The following is a 3,361-nucleotide window of genomic DNA, read 5'->3' as shown; positions in this document are numbered from 1 at the left end:
CAGCAGCGGCCCCGGCTCCGGCCGCACCTGCTGCTCCCGCTCCTGCAGCGGCCCCCGCTGTCAGCGCAGGCGAGCGCGACGGTGCCATCCGGTTGTCGAAGATCCGCCAACTCACCGGGGACCACATGGTGATGAGCAAGGCCGTGAGCCCCCATGCGTTCAGCGTCGTCGAAGTCGACTTCGCGAATGTCGACGTCGTGCGGACTGTCCGCAAGGCCGACTGGAAGGCACAGCACGGCTTCAGCCTCACCTACCTGCCGTTCATCGCCCGGGCGATCATCGACGGTCTCGCCGAGTTCCCGCATCTCAACGCGAGCGTGTCCGACGGCGAACTGATCGTGCACAACTACATCGATCTCGGGATCGCTGTCGACCTCGACTACGAGGGGCTGCTGGCCCCGGTCGTGCGTGACGCGGAGACGAAGCGTCTCGCCGCGATCGCGACCGAGATCTCCGACCTCGCCGACCGCGCCCGCAGCCGCAAGCTGACCCCCGACGAGATCTCCGGCGGCACGTTCACGATCTCGAACAACGGCTCGGCCGGTTCGGTGCTGACGATGCCGATCATCAACCAGCCCCAGGTCGGCATCATCTCGACCGACGCGATCGTGCGCAAGCCGGTCGTCACGACGGGCCCCGACGGCGGTGAAGCGATCGCGATCCACCCGGTCGGAAACCTCGCGATGAGCTGGGACCACCGCGCGTTCGACGGCGCGTATGCCGCCGGCTTCCTCAAGAAGGTCAAGGAGATCCTCGAGACGAAGGACTGGACCACCGAGTTGTGAGCCCCGACCGTGACAACTGGTGTCAGGCACCAGATGTCGCACCGCTGCGCGTGCGGTGGCTCGGGCGGGTGCCGTACCGCGAGGCGCTGGCGGTCCAACAGTCGTTGTTCGAACACGGGGCGGGTCAGCACCTGCTGCTGCTCGAACATCCGCATGTGTTCACCTACGGACGTACGGCCGATCTCGCGAACAACCTGACGTGTGAGCCCGCGGCCGTCGGTGCCGAGCTCGTCGCCGCGAAGCGCGGCGGTGACATCACGTACCATGGTCCCGGACAACTCGTCGGCTATCCGATCCTCAACGTCGAGAACTCGCTCGGTGCCTCGGGGCACGTGTGCGGTGTCGAGGGGCTCGTGATCGACGCGCTCGCCGAACTGGGTCTCGACAACGCCGGCCGCGTCCCGGGGTTCGCCGGCGTCTGGCTCGACGCCGGTACCGACCGGGAGCGCAAGATCTGCGCGATCGGCGTCCGGTTGCGACGGGGCCGCACGATGCACGGCTTCGCGCTCAACGTCGCCACCGACATGACCTACATGCGCGAGCACATCGTGCCGTGCGGAATCGGCGACAAGCCGGTCACGTCGCTCGCCGAGGAGGGTCTCGACGTCACGCTCGAGCAGGTCGCGGACATCGTCGCCCGACTCGCAGCGGACCGTTGGGCGAACGGAGCGCTCGAACGCCAGGACGTCGCGTGGGCTCATGCGACCGACGGTCGCGACCTCTCGGCGTTCTCGCGCGGCGAGGGTCCCGGCGAACAGGTCAAGCTCGTGTCGTCGCGCGCTACGGCCCGGATGGAAGCCGCGGGTGTCACCGACGGCCTGTCGATCGAGACCCGCAAACCCGACTGGTTGCGCCCGAAGGTCGAGATCGGACCCGAGGTGCTGGAGTTGAAGAAGACGATCCGGTCGCTCGACCTCGTCACCGTGTGCGAGGACGCCGGCTGCCCCAATCTGTCCGACTGCTGGTCGGACGGCACCGCGACCTTCATGGTGCTCGGCGAACGCTGCACGCGGGCGTGCGGATTCTGTCTCGTCGACACCAGCAAGCCGCTGGCGCCGGCGGCCGACGAACCGGCACGGGTCGCCGAGGCGATCGACCGGATGGGGCTCGACCATGCGGTGCTCACGATGGTCGCACGCGACGACCTCGCCGATGGCGGGATGGCCCACGTCGCCGCGTGTGTCGAGGCGATCCGACTCCGTCGTCCCCAGGCACGGATCGAGACCCTGATCTCCGATGCGAAGGGCGATGACGCTGCACTCGATCTGCTGTTCGCGGCTCGACCCGACGTGATGAACCACAACGTCGAGACCGTCGCCCGACTCCAGCGCGCGGTTCGCCCATCGGCTGGTTACGCCCGGTCGCTCGGCGTGCTCGCACGGGCGAAGGCCGCCGGGCTGACCACGAAGACCGGTTTCATGGCCGGTCTCGGTGAGTCCGACGACGAGATCGTCGGGCTGCTCGCGGATCTCGCCGACCTCGGCGTCGACATCGTCACGATCGGCCAGTACCTCCGGCCGACGTCGCATCACCTGCCGATCGCGCGCTACGCCGAGCCCGCCGAGTTCGACCGCTGGAAGCGGGTGGGTGAGGGGTTCGGGATCGGCCACGTCGAGGCCAGCCCGCTCACCCGGTCGAGCTACCACGCCAAATCGGCAGCCGACGCCGTCACCCCCGTCCGCGTTACGTAACGGGTCAGACCCGTTACGTAACGAAGTCGGCGACGACGGCGAGGTGGTCGCTCGGCCACGTGGTGTTCGGGCCGCCGTGCCCGACGTTCCAGGCCCGGATCGCGTTGCCGATCGGCTTCATGCGGGGCCACGATACGAGCAGGTAGTCGAGTCGCCGGTCGGGCCACGCCGACTCAGCCGAGTACGGGCACTCGCGCAACCACGTGTGGCCAGCCCCGCGTCCGGCCTGCTCCCACACGTCGGAGAACACGATTCCCTCGACACCGCACGTCCGGCCGGTCGCCGTGCGAAGTTCGTCGGCATCCGGCACGGCGTTCATGTCCGCTCCGACGATCACAGGGAGATCCCGTTCCGGGTCGCCTCGCCAGTCCCGTGCGAGCTCCATTATCCGGATGATCTGGGCGCGCCGGTCGTGCGACCGGTCGAAACGGTGATCGAGATGCGTCGATGCGACGGGCCAGCGTCCGTCGGGTGTGTCGATGCCGGCGGCGACCACGCGTCGATGACTGAGCGAGCCGTCGGCGGAGGGCAGCACCTCGTCGGCGATCCGCTCGAGCGGCCACCGTGACATCACCGCGTTCCCGAACGACTGGCCCGAGTAGAACACCGGGTCGGTCCGGGTCGCATGGAACCCGAGCGATGCGGCGAGATCGTCGAGCTGGTCGGTGTGCTCGTCCGACCACACCTCCTGGAGGCACACGATGTCGGGGTCGACCGTTCGGATCGTCTCGATGATCAGGCCCTGGCGTTCCTCCCACGGACCGAAATGCCACCACAGGTTCCACGTCATCACCCGCATCGACATCCGGACATCCTCCCAGAACACGCGAACGCGCGCGCCACCACCGGTTCTCGTAGCGTCGAATGCGATGGTGTGGTCCGTCG

At 68.3% G+C, this 3,361-nt stretch carries 3 protein-coding genes; 2 read left to right on the top strand and 1 reads right to left on the bottom strand.

Annotated features, from left to right (window positions below; all coding sequences use genetic code 11):
- Both WBV89_RS11635 and lipA read left to right on the top strand, forming a co-directional pair.
- Positions 1–785 (top strand): 2-oxo acid dehydrogenase subunit E2 (locus WBV89_RS11635; RefSeq protein ID WP_423981516.1); only part of this gene is annotated, 785 nt, incomplete at its 5' end.
- Positions 782–2,476, top strand: a complete 1,695-nt coding sequence (lipA, locus tag WBV89_RS11630) for a lipoyl synthase (protein ID WP_423981515.1) — start codon at positions 782–784, stop codon at positions 2,474–2,476. The genes WBV89_RS11635 and lipA, both read left to right, overlap by 4 nt.
- Positions 2,477–2,489: 13 nt before the next feature.
- Here lipA and WBV89_RS11625 read toward each other — a convergent pair.
- Positions 2,490–3,361: endonuclease/exonuclease/phosphatase family protein (locus WBV89_RS11625; protein ID WP_423981514.1), on the bottom strand; the 872-nt coding region annotated here is incomplete at its 5' end.

The organism is Ilumatobacter sp., assembly GCF_049588435.1.
Taxonomy (GTDB): domain Bacteria; phylum Actinomycetota; class Acidimicrobiia; order Acidimicrobiales; family Ilumatobacteraceae; genus Ilumatobacter_A.
Note: the sequence above shows the minus strand (reverse complement) of the source record. Positions and strands in the feature narration are given on the sequence as shown.